The organism is Pseudoalteromonas sp. S8-8, assembly GCF_000497875.1.
Lineage (GTDB): Bacteria > Pseudomonadota > Gammaproteobacteria > Enterobacterales > Alteromonadaceae > Pseudoalteromonas > Pseudoalteromonas arctica.
The window spans coordinates 205,667-222,381 of sequence record NZ_AUTR01000039.1; the positions used below are offsets into that span (position 1 = coordinate 205,667).

Annotated in this window: 13 protein-coding genes; 11 read left to right on the forward strand and 2 right to left on the reverse strand. The window is 39.4% G+C overall.

What is annotated here, in order from left to right:
- Window positions 1–41: 41 nt before the first annotated feature.
- From L659_RS0113750 to L659_RS0113785, 8 genes are read left to right on the forward strand one after another with little or no spacing between them, the layout of a single operon-like run.
- Entirely contained in the window at window positions 42–2,738 is a 2,697-nt protein-coding gene (locus L659_RS0113750; RefSeq protein ID WP_024590922.1) for a nitrate reductase, read from the forward strand.
- A 16-nt stretch (window positions 2,739–2,754) separates the two neighbouring features.
- A complete protein-coding gene (gene moaA / locus L659_RS0113755; RefSeq protein WP_024590923.1) occupies window positions 2,755–3,726 on the forward strand; it encodes a GTP 3',8-cyclase MoaA in 972 nt (323 codons plus the stop codon).
- A 1-nt stretch (window position 3,727) separates the two neighbouring features.
- Window positions 3,728–4,408 carry a molybdenum cofactor guanylyltransferase gene (locus L659_RS0113760; protein ID WP_024590924.1) on the forward strand — a complete coding sequence of 227 codons (681 nt, stop codon included), beginning with the start codon at window positions 3,728–3,730 and terminating at the stop codon, window positions 4,406–4,408.
- Entirely contained in the window at window positions 4,405–4,944 is a 540-nt protein-coding gene (gene moaB / locus L659_RS0113765; protein WP_008135434.1) for a molybdenum cofactor biosynthesis protein B, read from the forward strand. Before L659_RS0113760 ends, moaB begins: the two co-directional genes overlap by 4 nt.
- Window position 4,945: 1 nt before the next feature.
- On the forward strand, window positions 4,946–5,416 hold the full coding sequence (gene moaC, locus L659_RS0113770) for a cyclic pyranopterin monophosphate synthase MoaC (protein WP_024590925.1): 471 nt from the start codon (window positions 4,946–4,948) through the stop codon (window positions 5,414–5,416).
- Window positions 5,394–5,693 carry a MoaD/ThiS family protein gene (locus L659_RS0113775; RefSeq protein WP_024590926.1) on the forward strand — a complete coding sequence of 100 codons (300 nt, stop codon included), beginning with the start codon at window positions 5,394–5,396 and terminating at the stop codon, window positions 5,691–5,693. The genes moaC and L659_RS0113775 overlap by 23 nt, the downstream gene beginning before the upstream one ends.
- A complete protein-coding gene (gene moaE / locus L659_RS0113780; RefSeq protein WP_024590927.1) occupies window positions 5,693–6,151 on the forward strand; it encodes a molybdopterin synthase catalytic subunit MoaE in 459 nt (152 codons plus the stop codon). Before L659_RS0113775 ends, moaE begins: the two co-directional genes overlap by 1 nt.
- A 25-nt stretch (window positions 6,152–6,176) precedes the next feature.
- Window positions 6,177–6,545, forward strand: a complete 369-nt coding sequence (locus L659_RS0113785; RefSeq protein ID WP_024590928.1) for a hypothetical protein — start codon at window positions 6,177–6,179, stop codon at window positions 6,543–6,545.
- Window positions 6,546–6,868: 323 nt separating this feature from the next.
- On the opposite strand, the gene L659_RS0113790 is transcribed toward L659_RS0113785, so the two are convergent.
- Together L659_RS0113790 and L659_RS0113795 are read right to left on the reverse strand one after the other, a co-directional pair.
- Window positions 6,869–8,029, reverse strand: a complete 1,161-nt coding sequence (locus L659_RS0113790) for a zinc-binding metallopeptidase family protein (protein WP_024590929.1) — start codon at window positions 8,027–8,029, stop codon at window positions 6,869–6,871.
- A gap of 69 nt (window positions 8,030–8,098) precedes the next feature.
- Window positions 8,099–8,872: an SHOCT domain-containing protein gene (locus L659_RS0113795; RefSeq protein WP_024590930.1), complete on the reverse strand. Its 774-nt coding sequence runs from the start codon at window positions 8,870–8,872 to the stop codon at window positions 8,099–8,101.
- 1,021 nt (window positions 8,873–9,893) lie between these two features.
- On the opposite strand from L659_RS0113795, the gene L659_RS0113800 reads away from it, so the two are divergent.
- The 3 genes from L659_RS0113800 to L659_RS0113810 all read left to right on the forward strand — a co-directional run bounded on the left by L659_RS0113800 (window position 9,894) and on the right by L659_RS0113810 (window position 16,712).
- Window positions 9,894–13,205: a transglutaminase family protein gene (locus L659_RS0113800; protein WP_024590931.1), complete on the forward strand. Its 3,312-nt coding sequence runs from the start codon at window positions 9,894–9,896 to the stop codon at window positions 13,203–13,205.
- A gap of 112 nt (window positions 13,206–13,317) precedes the next feature.
- Window positions 13,318–15,837, forward strand: coding sequence for a circularly permuted type 2 ATP-grasp protein (locus tag L659_RS0113805; RefSeq protein ID WP_024590932.1), 2,520 nt, complete (start codon window positions 13,318–13,320; stop codon window positions 15,835–15,837).
- A complete protein-coding gene (locus tag L659_RS0113810) occupies window positions 15,834–16,712 on the forward strand; it encodes a transglutaminase family protein (protein ID WP_024590933.1) in 879 nt (292 codons plus the stop codon). The genes L659_RS0113805 and L659_RS0113810 overlap by 4 nt, the downstream gene beginning before the upstream one ends.
- Window positions 16,713–16,715 lie beyond the last annotated feature (3 nt).

The window sequence follows — 16,715 nt, forward strand, 5'->3', positions numbered from 1 at the left end:
TAAAACGTACTAATTAAAGCACACTAAAAGAGAGCAGTAGCATGACAACCGCAAACACGTCACCAACTATAAATAAAACCAGTTTAAAACAAACAACATGTGCTTACTGTGGTGTAGGGTGTGGTGTTGATATTTCACTTTTTAATAATGTGCCTACCAAGCTTGAAGGCATGCGAGAGCATCCCGCAAACTTTGGTCGCTTATGTGTAAAAGGCACGCATTTGCTCGACACGACAGGCAGTGATAATCGCTTAACGACGCCTCTTATTAATAACCAAGCCGTTACGTGGGATGAAGCCACCGACCATGTTGCCAATAAATTTAACGACATAATACAAAAGCACGGACCCGATGCTGTGGCATTTTATGTATCGGGGCAACTGCTTACAGAAGATTACTACATCGCTAATAAATTAATGAAAGGCTACATAGGCTCAGGCAATATTGATACAAATTCGCGCCTGTGTATGTCATCTGCTGTGGCAGGTTATAAACGCGCTTTTGGTGAAGACGTAGTGCCGTGTACTTACGAGGATTTAGAGCAAACTGAGCTGCTTATTTTAATTGGCTCTAATGCCGCGTGGACTCATCCGGTTTTGTATCAGCGAATGGAACGTGCAAAGCAGCTTAACCCAAATATGAAAGTGGTGGTTATTGATCCGCGTAAAACCGACACAGCTGAGCTTGCCGACACATTTTTAAATATAAAACCAGGCAGTGACGCCGCACTTTATAACGGCTTACTTAATTATTTAAATGAGCATAACCACCTCGATACGCAATTTATTGCTCAGCACACAAACGGCTTTGAAAGCGCACTGCAAGAGGCAACAAAATGGAGCTGCGAGGCAGTTAGCGACTTTTGCGATATAGCAATTGAGCAAGTCACTGAGTTTTACGCGCTATTTGCTAACAGCCCAAGTGCGATTAGCTTTTACTCAATGGGTATAAATCAATCAAGCTCGGGTGTAGATAAATGCAACGCCATTATTAATGCGCACTTAGCCTCAGGTAAATTACTTAAACCAGGTAGCGGTCCGTTTTCGATTACAGGCCAACCCAATGCGATGGGCGGGCGCGAAGTAGGTGGTTTGGCTAATCAGTTAGCGGCGCATTTAGATATTGAAAACGAAGCGCATCAATCACTTGTGCAACGTTTTTGGCTCTCGCCAACTATGGCTAAAAAAGCAGGCAGCAATGCCATTGATATGTTTGATGAAATAGCCGCAGGCAAAATAAAAGCAGTGTGGATAATGGCAACAAACCCAATGGTGAGCTTGCCCAACAACGCCGCTATTAAAAAGGCATTAGAGACCTGCGAGTTGGTGGTTGTATCTGACTGTATTGCAAAAAGTGATACGTTAAAATTTGCCGATGTTGCTTTTCCATCAACTGGATGGGGTGAAAAAAACGGCACTGTGACTAATTCAGAACGCAGAATATCAAGGCAACGACCGTTAGTAGCGCCTTATTCGGGTGCTAAAAACGATTGGCAAATTATGTGCGACGTTGCTAAAAAAATGGGCTTTGAAGGGTTTGATTTTATAGAACCTAGTGGCATTTTTGAAGAATGGGCACAATTAACTGATTTTGAAAATAACGGCAGCCGATTACTAAATCTTTCTGGTTTAGTTGGGCTCACAAAAAGCCAGTACGATAATTTAAAACCCATTATGTGGCCGGTTGTTAAAAATCAGCCTTATAAAAATGGTCAGGTTTTTACAGATAACCAATTTAGCACCGCTGATAAAAAAGCACGCTTTATACCTATAACGCCGCAATTACCGGTGCAACAAACATCAAGTGATTATCCGTTTGTAATGAACTCGGGTCGTATACGCGACCAATGGCATACCATGAGCCGCACCGGTAAAAGTACCGCGCTTTCATCGCATATTACACGCCCGTATATTGAAATTAATCCGCTTGATGCCAGTAAATTAGCAATTAAACAAAACGATTTAATTAGTGCGATTGCCCAAACAGGGCAGGTTACCGCGCATGCAAAAGTAACCGATGCCGTGCGAAAAGGCGAATGCTTTATGCCTATTCATTGGAACAAGCAATTTGCGTCATCAGCAACAGTAAGCGGGCTGTATCAATCGGTAGTTGACCCACTATCTGGTCAGGCTGAGTGTAAACACGGCGCTGTTAATATAGTTAAAGCACCGTATGCGCAATATATGCAGCTGTTTGCTAAAAACGAACTTGTTATAAAAAGTGATTTTTGGCTCAAAGTTAATGCAAGTAATTGCTTTAATTATCAGTTGGCGCTTAATGAACCACAAAGTGATTTACTGTATTTCTGCCAAACCTTAACCGGTTTGCAAGGGCAGTGGTCGGCTATGAATACGGCAAAAGCTATGCATGTGCAGTGTATTCAAAACGATCAATTAGCGTTTGTTGGTGTTATATCTAATGAGCAAAAAGAAATATCACTTGAGTGGATAAACCATTTATTTGCAGAGCCTTTGCTGAGTTTTACACAGTTACAGTCTTTGCTTTATGCAACCCCCGATGAAGAATTTACCCAAGGTATGCAAGTGTGTAGCTGCTTTAAAGTAAGAGAGCAGCCAATTATAAACGCCATTAAAAACGGTGCAAACACGGTAGAGCAATTGGGGTCAGAACTTAAATGTGGAACGAACTGTGGTTCGTGTAAAACACAATTAAGCCAATTAATAAAACAACATTACAAAGCAGGTTCTAGCAGCATTGATGTTGCGGTTGTAATGTAAAGAAAAAAGGAAGCATATGCTTAATGATCAATTTGGTCGGCAGTTTAACTATTTGCGTCTCTCAATAACCGATGTATGTAATTTTAGTTGTAGTTATTGTTTACCAAACGGGTATCAGTGCGATACGCCGCGTAATTTTTTAAATAAAAACGAAATTAGCACGCTTGTAAATGCGTTTGCAGAACTAGGTACTAAAAAAGTGCGTATTACAGGTGGCGAACCATGCTTACGAAACGACGTAACCGATATTATAAAGCTCTGTAAAAATACGCCAGGCATAGAAAAAGTAGCTATTACTACCAACGGGTTTAATTTATTAAATAAAATTGATGAATTTGCAGAAGCAGGGCTTGATGCGCTTAATGTCAGCATTGATAGTTTAAATCCGAGTATGTTTAAACTCATAACAGGGCACGACAAACTTACCCTTATTTTAAAAGGGATTGAGCGCGCGGTAGAGCTGGGCATAAAAGACATAAAAATAAATGCAGTGCTTGCCAAGCAGTTTAATAAAAACCAATTGAAGGATTTTTTAGCGTGGGTAAAACACCACAAAGTTACGGTTCGCTTTATAGAATTAATGGAAACAGGTGACGGCGCAACCTTTTTTGAAGAAAACCACTTAAGTGGGCAAACGGTTAAAGCCCAATTACTCGACCAAGGTTGGTTACAAGTAGTTAGGGGGAAACTAAACGGACCCGCTGAGGAGTTTTGTCATCCTGATTACGATGGTCGTATTGGTTTAATAATGCCGTACAGTAAAGATTTTTGTAAAAGCTGTAATCGCTTAAGGGTGTCGGCGCTGGGTAAATTACACTTATGCTTGTTTGCCGAGCAAGGTATAGATTTACGCGAACTACTAAACGAGGACGATACTGCAGCGACCGTAAAGGCAATTCGAGCCGCTATGGGCAATAAAGAAATAAGCCATGAGCTAGATAAACGCTTAACAGGTGCGACAACTCACTTAGCTATGTTGGGCGGCTAATATGGAAGTAAAAGCTAATCGAGATTTTACAGGTGTTGTGCTTGCTGGTGGTAAGTCATCAAGAATGGGCACAGACAAAGCCGATTTAGTTTTAAAAAATAAAACGCTATTGCACAATGCGTGTGATTTATTAAAAGACGCAGGCGCTAAAAACATACTGATAAGCCGCAACGTTACAAATCCAATCAAATCATTGAACCATTATTCACCGAGCGATTATCCCTCAGAAAAGTACGTTAAAGATATATACCCAAACAGTGGGCCCCTTGGCGGAATTTACTCAACATTAATAGCCACTGAGCACGATTTACTTATTACTGCGGTAGATATGCCTCTACTTACGAGTAGTTTGTTAAGCACAATAGTGCTGGCTTCTCAGACAAATAACGTACAAAGTGTGAGCAATCAATTAAATCAGTCACAAATACATGCTTGGCACTTTGAAAATGAACCGCTACCGCTGTATATTCGTAATACAAGCAGTGTAAAAAATCATTTAAAACACATACTCACAAACGCAAACAGTCATAAATCAATAAAACAGTTTACCCAAAGCATTGGTGTGCAAACGCTTTTATGTAATAAAGCGCATGCATTAATAAACACCAATACACCGGCGCAATTTAAAGCTGTAAATGAGCATTTTGACCTAAGCATTAACCAATTGAGAAGAACATTATGAGCCACACAAGCGAGTCACAAATACCTTTAAACATTGCCGTACTTACCGTAAGCGACACGCGCGATGCGATTACCGATACTTCTGGTCATTACTTAATTAAAGCGCTAACTGAGGCGGGTCATCACTTAGCGGATAAAGAAATTGTAAAAGATGATGTGTACCAAATGCGCGCTATTGCATCGCAGTGGATAGCCGACGACACCATTCACGCTATTTTAGTGACTGGTGGTACAGGATTTACCGAACGTGATTCAACACCTGAGGCATTTGCGCCGCTGTTTGATAAAAGCGTAGACGGCTTTGGTGAGCTATTTAGACATATATCGTACGGTGAAATTGGTAACTCAACTATTCAATCTCGTGCACTTGCGGGACTTGCTAACAACACCGTTATTTTTTGTATGCCAGGCTCTACAGGCGCATGTAAAACAGCGTGGACAGGTATTATAAAAGATCAACTTAACTCAATGCATAAACCGTGTAACTTTGTACCGCATATTACCATTGGTAAAAAGTGTGAATCGCGTGAGCAATAGTATGTTAAGCCACGTTGACGAAAACGGCCAAGCTAATATGGTTGATGTATCGCTCAAAGACATAACCCTGCGCGATGCCTCAGCTGAAGCATTTATTAGCATGAGCAAGCTTGCCTTTGAACAAGTAATGCTTAATCAAAACAAAAAGGGCGATGTGTTAGGCGTGGCACGTATTGCGGGTATTCAAGGCGCTAAAAAGTGCGCCGATTTAATTCCGCTTTGTCATCCGCTTGCACTTACTAAAGTCGCTGTTGATTTTGAACTTGATGAAGCAAACAGCCAAATTAAAATAACCAGCTACTGCAAACTTGCCGGTAAAACTGGCGTAGAAATGGAAGCGTTAACAGCGGTATCTGTGGCTGCGCTTACTTTGTTTGATATGTGTAAAGCAGCCGACCCACTAATGGAAATTAGCGGTATGCGCGTTACTCAAAAAGCTGGGGGCAAAAATGGCAGTTGGCAGCGAGATTAATCCAAACGATGCTATATCTAGCGCCCAAAATGTAGAGTTATTGTTTTTTGGGCAACTAAAAGAGCGCTTGAAGTGCAGTAAATTAAGCCTTGAGATTACGCAGCCGCTTAGTATTTCAGAGCTTAAATTAAGATTAGTTAGCCAATACCCGCATTGGCAACCGTGGCTGGAGGAGCGTGAGCTACTTGCAGCGCTTAACCAAACTATGTCATCAAGCGACGCAATAGTGAAAGCAGGGGATGAGCTTGCCTTTTTCCCGCCGGTTACAGGTGGCTAATGAGCATACATATTCAAGTACAAATTGATGATTTTAATGTAGGTGACGAGCACAATGCGCTTTGTAGTAATAATAAAAGCGATGGCGCTGTTGTCACCTTTACAGGTTTGGTAAGAGAGTTCAGCAGTGGCGATAACGTTACTGCACTTGAGCTTGAGCACTACCCTGGTATGACCGAGCAACTGCTTCAATCTATTGCAGAGCAAGCACAAACTCGCTGGCAACTGGCGAGAATATGCATTATTCACCGCGTTGGTTACTTAGCACTTGGCGAGCAAATTGTATTTGTAGGCGTAACTTGCCGCCATCGCCAAGCCGCGTTCGAAGGCGCACAATTTATAATGGATTATTTAAAAAACCACGCCACGTTTTGGAAAAAAGAGCACTTTAAAGACTCATCAAATTGGGTTGAGTTTAAACAAAGCGACAAACAAGCGCTGGGTAAATGGGAAGAGTAGTTATAAATGTAATGTGTGAATAAAGATGCGTTCAAAATTTATCTCAAAAAGAGAGTCATTAGAGTCCGCTGCACTTTGGGTAGCGGCTCTATTAATTTTAGCTATTATGTTAGAGCTCATAACAGGCTGGTCGATAGGTGGAAAAAGCACTGCTGGTCACTCTATAAATATTGAGCCTGAACAGTTTTGGTTTGAAATAAAATTGCACTGCAGCTTAGTATTGTGGTTTATTTTTAGATCTTTTTTTACTTTTCCATTTTTTAGGGCGCAGTACAATAGCTTGCTTAGCTTCAGAGAAGAACACAAAATCATATCAAATATTCTTTTTTATATACTTACTCCCATTTTTGTAGTGTTTCTAATTTTAACTTTATTATTTATTAGCGACTTATAAATATTGTTCAGTTTCTTATTAAGAACGAGTGATTAAAATTTATACGCTCTTACTATTAGCCATTTTTTACAGCCGTTCTATATTTACTTTTTGCCTTAGTTGGAACGTTAAGCCTTACTCATTTTACAGTGAAGTGTTTTAGGGGCATTTACATATCGTGATTATTTTATTGTCGCTTATAGCACCCAAAATTCTAAATTTAAAACTAATAGAATATAGTCTTCGAAAAGATCAATACGCCCTAATGTTTTCTATCTCTTTATCAGTTATTTTAATAGTTTACTGAGTAAAACAGTAAACTATCTTACTCAATTAATTACTTCTTATGTTAGTAAATCAGGCATTAAATTGAGCCTGTTATGAATAGCATGATGGATGAAAGACAACTTAGTTCGCACCGCTTGAGTAAGTACAAATGGGTAGGCATCGGCAAGTCCCATGCTGCGATTTAGTGAATTTAGAATGATCGAAAATTCCATCCAAGTATCTAAAATAGCATCAATCGATGTTTGTGAATTAAAGTAATAAGCACTTTGTGGCAATCGAAGCTCGTCTGCTTCATCTAATTCAAACTCATTACCCGTTGTTGAGCCTGTAATTGAAAAGTTTTTGGCTGTTTCTAGCGTATCGATAATATGCATGTAATGCGCCCATGTTTCTGCCCAGTCTTCATAAGGGTGCATAGTAGCGTATTCACTAATAAAGGTTTCATGCCAGTTAGCTGGCGCGCCTTGCTTGTAATGAGTATCGAGCGCTTGCTGGTAATCTAATTCGTCATCACCAAAATATTGCTTACATAAAGCATGTTTTTTTGGTGAATTTGCGATTAGTTGATCAAAATAATAATGACCAAGTTCATGGCGAAAATGACCAAGTAAAGTACGGTAACGCTCACCCATTGCTATTTTAGCTTGAGAGCGTGCTACGTCGTCTGCTTCAGCTAGGTTTATAGTGATATGCCCGCAATCGTGTCCTGTAAATACAACGTCCTGACCTATAATAGGGCTTACAAAGTGATCGCTTACGTTACGGTCTGCTATAAAATCGAAGCTTAATCCGCTTTCAGGTTCTTGAATCGTTGTATTTAAAGGGAGTGATAATGATTTTAATGTATACAAAGCGCGACGTTTTGCAGTCTCCATTTTTTTCCATAATGGAATATGTTCAACAATACTTAAATCGGGCACCGTTTCATTAAAGCGGCACGAAAAACACAGCACTTCGTCTTTATCGGCAACAGGTATAAATGTGTCTAAATTAACCATACCATTGCATACGTGATACTGAGCGTTGTTATCACATTTTTTATAAAAAACTTCAGGCGCTTCTGCTTTGTAAAATAACCCCGATTGCTCATCAATTTCATAGGGTTCAACTTGATCGAAATCGTCGTCTATACCCACGGTTCTGCCGCAAGCCAAACAATGGCTGCTTTCAAAAAATAAAATAAGTTGATCTGTGCAATTACATTTAAATGTTTTCATATGTTACCGAATAAAAAAGAGACCGTATAAACCACTTTTACTTAGCGCTATGCTATTGGAGGATAGTGGTTAAATCCTTTTTAATAGTTCAGACTTTTTAATATTAAATTCATCATCACTCAACGCATTAGAGTCGCGAAGTTGTGCTAACTTTTCAATTATTTGAAGCGTTTCGTCTACCGAGTATTGCCCCACAGTATTATTAGCCGGTGCTTCAACTTGGTTTGGTGTTAACGATGCAAAATTCGGCTGCGTTACTTGCTGCGTAAAGTCTTTTTGTGGTTCTGGAGGCGTTGGCGTTTGCCCTGAAATTAATGGCAGGGTATTTACATTAATTGTCCCCCACTGACTGTTAAATGTAAGAGAGGTATTATTGCCTTGCTGTTGGCTTACACCACCAATATTATGATCTAACGTGTCGTATACGCTCACTTGTCCATTTAATTCAACGGCTAAGCGATTAGGGAATATAGCGTAGCGAATATTATTTTGCGCACCACTGCTAAATGGGCTGCCTAGATTACCTGGCCACCATTGATTGATGCCAGGCGTTCCTGCAGGAATAACCGGAAATATTTGGTTATTGCTCAATATATTAGCAAGTTCGTTGCACAAGTTATCAACGGTTGATTTTAAACCGTTGTTAAACATGTCGCCAACCATTGTCATTCCGCCACGCATCCATTGACCAGAACCACCAAGTTCTGGGCAATTAAACTGTGCCATTGAGCAACCGCCGTTATTAACGCTAACTAACATGTGAATTACTGCATCGTGACTGAGGTTATAACGAGATGCTATACCATTAACTAAGTTTTCACCGACATCTGTTAGCTTTTGCATAAGAAAATATCCTATTAGGTAGATTGGGTTGATTTAAAAAATCTGAAAATACGCTAGGCCGTGTTGATTTTTGGGATTGAAATTTGTTCAATCTAGGGGCGATTTAATCGCGGCGCGAGGTTTGTAACCTAGTGGGCTAAGTAAAAACCGAGCAACAAAGAGTCAATCGTCCCTAGAAAGAACCCAGGGGCAGCGCATGTTTGGCATTTATGCTGCGTTATCGCCTATGTATGGGGAACAACCACACATCATAGACTCTGCCTTGCTTAAATACCAAACACACTGCTGCAAATTCAACCACCAAAGAACAACACGCCCTAGTGCTGCATTACCTTTAGCATTGATGATAATGAAAAATTAACAGGTTAGTGAGATGTGTTGGTTTTTCAAATTGGACGTGTTCTGTTTTGTTTGAAATTAAAACACACCGCTGCAAAACTAATCTTTAAAACAAGCATCTTTGTATTAAAAGTTACTTGTTTTATCTCATCGAGATTGTTAGTTTTGCTGTAACGTAAGCGGTTAAAAATCGATCTAGTATAGCACCGTTACTTACTTTAACAGCAGCTTTATTGTGAACTATTTCTTACTATTTAATGATTTTTTTTAATGATTTTTAAACTATAAATAAATACTTTTAATTATACCTGTTTAGCGTTATAAATAACGGAGTAAGTATTTTAAAAAATTAACATTATTTGTTTTATTTCAATATTTTAAATTAACTAGTTTTAATTGTAAGTTATTTTTAAGCACTATTTTGGTGCATTATCTGCACCATTAAAAATCTAAAATTGATGGTATAAATTACACCAAGTTTAATATTTACAGAGTTGGTGTGTTTTTTCTATTAATTTGGTCAAAACCTTTATGCATGGCGTTGCTTTGTGTATGAGTCGGCAAATGGATGAGGAGCACTAATTTATAAGTTTGCTGGTATAAAAATTGCACAGGTGAATTAGTCCAAATAATATTTTCAGCGTTATATTGTGGCCATACATTATTAAAGGGGAATTAATAGATGACAATTACAGTTGGGATTTCGCACCATACTCAGTATAAATACGATCGGTCAGTTAATATGGGGCCGCATATATTCCGATTACGTCCAGCGCCACATAGCCGTACAAAAATTAAAAGTTATTCTTTAAAAATAGTTCCAGAAGATCATTATATAAATTGGCAACAAGACCCTTTTGGTAATTACCAAGCGAGGGTGGTGTTTAACAAACCAACTACCGAATTTAGTTTTACGGTCGATTTGGTCGCCGAACTAACGGTTATTAATCCTTTTGATTTCTTTTTAGAAGATTATGCCGAAAACTTCCCATTTGTTTACGATGCTATTTCAAAGTCAGAGCTCGCTCCTTATTTAAAAAAACGCAAAGCCAGTCCAAAATTTAAAGAGTTAATTGAATCTTTAAATCCTAAAGAGCCGCTTAGAAGCGTTGATTTTTTAGTGGCTGTTAATCAAGCTATTTATGAATTAGTAGGTTATGGCATTCGTTTAGAACCCGGTGTGCAAACGGCAAACGAAACAATAAGTAAAAAAACAGGTTCGTGTCGTGATTCTGCTTGGTTGTTAGTACAACTGTTTCGTCATTTAGGGTTGGCATCTCGATTTGTATCGGGCTATTTAGTCCAGCTAACCTCAGATCAAAAATCATTAGATGGTCCAAGTGGTCCAGAAGAAGACTTTACCGATTTGCATGCATGGACCGAGGTGTATATTCCGGGTGCAGGTTGGATAGGGCTTGATCCTACCTCGGGTTTATTTGCCGGTGAAGGGCATATTCCATTGGCATGTACGCCAGAGCCAAGCTCGGCGGCGCCGGTTACAGGCGGTATAGACGACTGTAAATCTGAGTTTAGCTTTTATAATAAAGTAACGCGTGTACACGAAGACCCACGTGTAACTAAGCCATATTCTGAGGCGCAGTGGGCGGCAATTAACCGCTTAGGTCAGCACGTTGACAATGTTTACAATGAAGAAAATATACATTTAACCATGGGCGGCGAACCTACGTTTATTTCTATTGACGATATGGAACATCCTCAGTGGAACACTGATGCCGATGGTAAAGAAAAAAGAATATTAGCTCAAAATTTATTTGTAGAAATGAATAAAGTATACACAAAAGGTGGCTTTACTCATTACGGACAAGGTAAATGGTATCCGGGTGAGCCATTACCACGTTGGCAATATGCGTGCTATTGGCGCAAAGACGGCGAGCCTTTATGGCAAGATGCTGCACTATTAGCCGATCCTAATAAAGATTATAAATTTGATCATACCGATACTAAAAAGTTTGCTGATAAACTGTGTGACTCACTTGGTCTTGAAACCAAGGCACTTACTACGGCTTATGAAGATATTTTATATCACATGTGGCAAGAAGCCTCATTACCTACCGAAATAAAGCCAGATCAACCAGAACTTCTCCATGCAATGAGCCGAAAAGGCTTTTTAGCTAAAATGGATAAAGGCATAGAAAAGCCTGTTGGCTATGTTCTACCTTTAAAATGGAACGATAGTAAAAACTGTTGGCAGTCGTGTACGTGGGAGTTCAAACGGGGTCATTGTTTTTTATTGCCGGGTGAATCACCACTTGGTTATCGCCTACCTTTAGACAGCCTTGAGTGGAGCGGCAATATTATTGACCGCGACCCGTTTGATATTCCAGAAAATTTTACCAAAGCTAAAAAGCTTAAAAAGGGCTTTATTGGTAAAGAAATGGTTAAAACTGCGCTTGTAATGGAAGTGAGAGAGGGGCGTTTATATATATTTATGCCACCAACAAGTCATTTTGAACATTACATGGGTTTAATAAGTAGTATAGAGAGTGTGGCTAAAGAACTTAAAATGCCGCTTGTTATTGAAGGCTATAGCCCACCTAAAGATAGCCGCGTAGAAAAATACGCTGTAACGCCAGATCCAGGTGTTATTGAAGTAAATATTCATCCTTCAACATCGTGGGATCAATTAGTCAGTCGAACCACAACGTTATACGGTTTAGCAAAAGAATGCCGATTAGGTACCGATAAGTTTATGGCAGATGGTCGCCATACTGGTACTGGTGGTGGTAACCACGTAACGCTTGGTGGCGAAACACCTGAGCAAAGCCCATTTTTACGCAGACCTGATATTTTAAGAAGTTTTATTACCTATTGGCAGCATCATCCTGGTTTGTCGTATTTATTTTCGGGGCTTTTTATTGGCCCTACAAGCCAAGCGCCGCGAGTGGATGAAGCCCGTGATGAAGTTTTATACGAGCTAGAAATTGCCTTTTCGCATATGCCCGAAGGTGAGGTGCCTGAACCTTGGTTAGTTGATAGGTTACTTCGTAATTTATTAGTGGATTTAACGGGTAATACACACAGAGCAGAATTTTGTATTGATAAGCTCTATTCACCCGACTCAGCCACAGGTCGTTTAGGGATTGTAGAATTTAGAGGCTTTGAAATGCCTCCACATTCACAAATGAGTTTAGTGCAAATGCTACTGTTGCGTACTTTACTTGCTTGGTTTTGGAAAAAACCTTACCACAAGCCATTAATACGTTGGGGTACTGAGTTACACGACAAGTTTTTATTACCACAATATGTAGAAAACGATTTAGCTGAAGTAAGCCGCGATTTACAACAAGCAGGTTTTCAATTTCAGTTAAGTTGGTTAAATCCATTTTTTGAATTTAGGTTTCCGGTATGTGGAGCGCGAGAACTTGATAACGTGACACTTGAGCTTAGAACCGCAATCGAGCCTTGGCATGTACTAGGCGAAGAGGCAAGTGCGTCGGGTACGGCGCGCTATGTAGATTCGTCATTAGAAAGAGTACAGATAAAAGTACAAGGAACAATGAGCGACCGCTATGTTGTAACGTGTAATGGTCGAAGAGTGCCGCTTAAACCGGTTAAAGGTAAAGCAAAAGATGAAATGGTCGCGGGTATACGATACCGAGCTTGGCAACCACCTACAGCGCTTCACCCAACTATTGGCGTACATGCTCCATTAGTTTTTGATTTAATCGATACGTGGGAAGGTCGTTCAGTTGGAGGCTTTGTATATCATGTGAGCCATGCTGGGGGTCGTAATCCTGAAACGCTACCGGTTAATGCATTTGAAGCTGAAGGGCGCAGAGTTGCAAGATTTTGGGAGCATGGGCATACACCATCGTTACTTGCATCAGCAGAACCAAGCTGGAGCCCATCGGCGGTTACGCATAGTTTTCAATCGGCGCAAAGCGCAAGTGAATACGTGGTACCTGATGAAGAAAGTAGTAATCCTGATTATCCAAATACCTTGGATTTACGCAGGCAGCCTAACTTTAAATAATAATTGATAGTTGTGTCATTCCACTTTGAAATTATTTAAAGTGGAATGACTAAATATTTTTAAAGCATCATTATGAACACGGCTATTTACTATAAATTGGAGCACTTTCAGCTTGTATATTAACAATAACGCGATGCCGGAATTGCCTGAGTGGTTGTCTTTATACCTTGATAAATCACATGGACATGATGAACTGGCAAACCACAGTGGTTTAAACCCAGACCATTGGGATACTTTATTTAAGCGTTTAGCTAGTCTAACAGCAGATGATGTTAGTAGCCGCGCTACAGAAATAAGCCAATTGCTACAAAATGGCAATATTAAAAATGAAAGTAATAAGCAGTGGCACTTCGACCCGTTGCCATTTATGTTATCTAAAGCTGATTGGGCGTTGCTCGAAGAGGGAATAAAACAAAGAACCCTTTTATTAAATAAAATTCAGCAAGATATTTACGGTGACCAAACATTATTAGTTGATGGTCATATTCCTGCAAAGCAGCTTTTTCAAGACCCTAATTACTTACGCGAAGGTTTTAGTTTACCTAGCAACGAATTAACACTATTTTTTACTGCATTAGATGTTTACCGCACGCCAACAGGCGAATTTAAAGTATTAAGCGATCATTGTCAGTGCCCGCTGGGCTTAGGGCTATTAATTAAAAGCCGTATTATTGCAAGGCGTGTAATGGCTGAAGAATTTGCCGAATGTAATGTTCAGCAAATTAAAGAATTTTTAAACCTATTCCAAGAGGGTATTAATGAATATACCCACTATATGGATGACCCACGAATTGTAATTCTAACCCAAGGAATTGATGACCCTAACTACAACGAGCATGCATTCCTATCTACCTACTTTGGCTATACATTAGTACAAAGCGCCGACTTAACCGTACGTGGTGGTGACGTTTGTTTAAAATCGTTACAAGGCTTGGGTAAAATTAATGTCATTTTACGCTGGGTTTCTGATCGTTGTATTGACTCTTTAGAGCAAACTGAATATTCACTTCATGGTATTCCGGGCTTATTACAATCTGTACGACAAGGGTCGGTTAAGGTTTTAAACCCGTTTGGTAGTGGTGTGCTCTCGTCACCTTCAATAAAATGCAACTTAGAAAAGTTATCGCAGCAAATTTTAAAACAACCGCTGTTGTTAGGTGAGCCAAATTACTTAAGTGTAAAAGAAGCGCAAGCCATTGATTGGAATAACCTCGAACTACTATCTGCTATAGACCCTACACTTAAGTTAGATGGAGTGTTAGACGAGCAAGAAATAAAGCTACTTATTAGCAAAGAACCCGATAATTACTTTTTCCAAGAAAAGCCTTCTTTTAGCAGTGCACCATTTTGGCATGACGGGCAATTAATCTCCAAGCCAGTGGTGTTTAGATGCTATGCATTAACCACAGAAAATGGCGTAGAAGTACTTCCTTCAGCACTGTGTTTTTCGAACGAAAAAAGTAACAACCCGAGAATATCTGGTTGGATCAAAGATACATGGATAAATACAGCCGATAGAGTTGATTTAGGCGAGCATAATCCACCGGTGCCAATTAGAAAAAGAATGGATGTAACGCTACTCGAAGGGGTTATTTCGAGCCGTACGGCTGAGCACCTTTTTTGGTTGGGTCGATACTTAGAACGCTGCGAAAACACCATACGTATTTTGCGTATTTTTATAGACAAGTACACCGAGTTTTCTGTTTACCCAGATTCAATACGAAAAAGTATAGTTGCACGGCTTTCTAATGCCATTAGGTCGCAATATATTGTTTATCCCTATATAGAACCTGATTTAAAACTAGATGGCATTGATGTAAATCTGTCTAAAGAAACTTCTTTTCAACTCCTTGCAGACGAGCAATGCGCTGGCAGTATTATTAATACATTAAAGTACATTGCAAATGCGTCGGTGCAAATTCAAGAATTACTATCTCATGATAGTCGCCGAATAATTGATGATATTAATGAGCAAATTAAAGTATTTAAAAATGTAAATATTAATATTCCAACGCGTGCAATGCAAAGCAGCCTAGATAGAGTTATAGGCTCAATTATGGCTTTTAATGGCTCGATTGCAGATTGTATGCCAAATAGTAATGGCTGGTTTTTACTCGAAATGGGCAGAAGAGTAGAGCGTAGCTTACAAATAACATCACTAAGTGCGGCTTTATTAACCAAAGAGTTAGACGAGCCCGAAGAGCTTGGCTTACTTGAAGCAGTGCTAAGTTGCCAAGTTAGTTTAGTTACGCATAAGCGCCGATACAGAATGTATCAAACCATTGGTACAGGGCTTGAGCTATTACTTTTAGATGCTGAATACCCACGTTCTTTATTATTTCAGTTAGAGGAAATTAATAAGTTGTGTAAGCATTTACCCACAAAACGCAGACAAGGCGTAATTGCGGCACACGAAAAAGCAATTTTACTGTCTAAAACAAGTTGTTATGTAACTGAGAAAGATTACCTACAAAAAAGTGAAAATGGACAACGTAACCAGTTAATCGAATTTAACCATAATACGCGTATGAACTTAGATACATTTTGTGATGTATTATTACTACAGTATTTTTCTCATACCCAAACGGCAAATAAATTGAACTGGACTAATATTGAGCAAGCTCAATCGTGAAATATAAAATAAAGCACTCGACTACATACAACTATTCAGACTTTGTTAGTTTGTGTCAAAACCAAGCGCGATTAACGCCAAAAACGAATCGCGGGCAAATATGCCACAGTAGTCGTGTAGAAATTGAACCTACACCGACTTACTTACAAACATTTACTGATTATTTTAATAATCAGGTAACAGCGTTTGAAATAGCAATACAGCATAAAAAACTTAAAGTAACGATGATCAGCGAGGTAGAACTGTTAGTCGGCGCTAATAGTAATTTAGAGAGCGTTGATATTGCTTGGCGAAAAGTACGTGATTTATTGGTTAAACCAAATACAGCGGAATTATTAAAAACGTCTGAATTTGTACTACCTTCACAGCTTATTCCAATAGATAAAGGAATTAAGGAATACGCATTAATTTCGTTTGATGCACACAAAAATATAATTTCTGCATGCAAAGATCTAATGGCACGGATTTTTCATGAATTTCATTATGATCCTGGTTTTACAACAATTAGTACGCCTTTGAGCACTGTTTTTGCACAAAAAAGGGGCGTTTGCCAAGACTTTGCACACTTTGCGCTTGCATGCTTACGTAGCGTAGGGTTAGCAGGTCGATACGTAAGTGGGTACATAGAAACCATGCCGCCAGAAGGCGAAGAAAAGCTAGAAGGTGCAGATGCAACTCATGCATGGTTTGCGGTATTTGTGCCAAACTTTGGTTGGGTTGATTTTGATCCAACAAATAATGTTTTACCACGCGATCAGCATATTACTCTAGCCGTAGGGCGAGACTTTTCTGACGTAACTCCTTTAAAAGGAGTGGTATTTGGTGGCGGTAGTCAATTGCTTGATGTAGCGGTTGATATGATTCGAATGGAATAGCAG

Bases quoted from the DNA above. Each gene is read 5' to 3' on its own strand.
- moaB (WP_008135434.1), top strand. From the start codon at position 4,405: ATGAGCCACACAAGCGAGTCACAAATACCTTTAAACATTGCCGTACTT.
- L659_RS0113795 (WP_024590930.1), bottom strand. From the start codon at position 8,872: ATGCAAAAGCTAACAGATGTCGGTGAAAACTTAGTTAATGGTATAGCA.
- L659_RS0113785 (WP_024590928.1), top strand. From the start codon at position 6,177: ATGCGTTCAAAATTTATCTCAAAAAGAGAGTCATTAGAGTCCGCTGCA.
- moaC (WP_024590925.1), top strand. From the start codon at position 4,946: ATGTTAAGCCACGTTGACGAAAACGGCCAAGCTAATATGGTTGATGTA.
- L659_RS0113790 (WP_024590929.1), bottom strand. From the start codon at position 8,029: ATGAAAACATTTAAATGTAATTGCACAGATCAACTTATTTTATTTTTT.
- moaA (WP_024590923.1), top strand. From the start codon at position 2,755: ATGCTTAATGATCAATTTGGTCGGCAGTTTAACTATTTGCGTCTCTCA.
- L659_RS0113800 (WP_024590931.1), top strand. From the start codon at position 9,894: ATGACAATTACAGTTGGGATTTCGCACCATACTCAGTATAAATACGAT.
- L659_RS0113760 (WP_024590924.1), top strand. From the start codon at position 3,728: ATGGAAGTAAAAGCTAATCGAGATTTTACAGGTGTTGTGCTTGCTGGT.
- L659_RS0113775 (WP_024590926.1), top strand. From the start codon at position 5,394: ATGGCAGTTGGCAGCGAGATTAATCCAAACGATGCTATATCTAGCGCC.
- L659_RS0113750 (WP_024590922.1), top strand. From the start codon at position 42: ATGACAACCGCAAACACGTCACCAACTATAAATAAAACCAGTTTAAAA.
- moaE (WP_024590927.1), top strand. From the start codon at position 5,693: ATGAGCATACATATTCAAGTACAAATTGATGATTTTAATGTAGGTGAC.